A 477-nucleotide genomic window follows, 5' to 3' on the forward strand; every position below is an offset into this window, starting at 1 on the left:
TCTTCAATAAATTTAACTTGTAGCCGCCAGGCTTCAGGAACATATTCATATAGATAACGATAAGCTAAAGAGGTTTTTCCCTGACCTGATGCACCGTGAATAATGACAGTTTGAGATATTTTAAATTGGTTATCTATTTCTGTTAGTTGATCTTGCCTAAGGATATCTAATTGAGCTTGAATATGACTAAATCTAGTTGATACTCCTCGGTAGTATTCTTTTTCTAAACTATGTTTTTCGATGGTGTTATTGCTTTCTAAAGGTGTTACGGACTTAAACCATTCGTGATGGTGTGCCTCTCGCTCCGCAAAGTATCGACCTATTGACTTGATCTTTTCAAAAAGTATTTCGTGAGTGATTTTTGTTCTTTTTTCTGATGCTTCTAGCAACCAAGAGGTTAACAATGATAATGCATGCTCAGTTGAGCCAGATGTTAATGTTTGCCTCAAGCACTTAGAAATATCAAAGTCCAACTGC

Annotated in this window: 1 protein-coding gene; it reads right to left on the reverse strand. The window is 36.1% G+C overall.

Going from position 1 to position 477, the window contains the following annotated elements; genetic code table 11:
- On the reverse strand, positions 1-477 hold a 477-nt coding region (locus EVX52_RS25360; RefSeq protein ID WP_205952726.1), incomplete at both ends, for a hypothetical protein.

This window comes from Rahnella sp. CFA14(1/10), from assembly GCF_004195095.1.
GTDB classification, from domain to species: Bacteria; Pseudomonadota; Gammaproteobacteria; order Enterobacterales; family Enterobacteriaceae; genus Rahnella; species Rahnella perminowiae.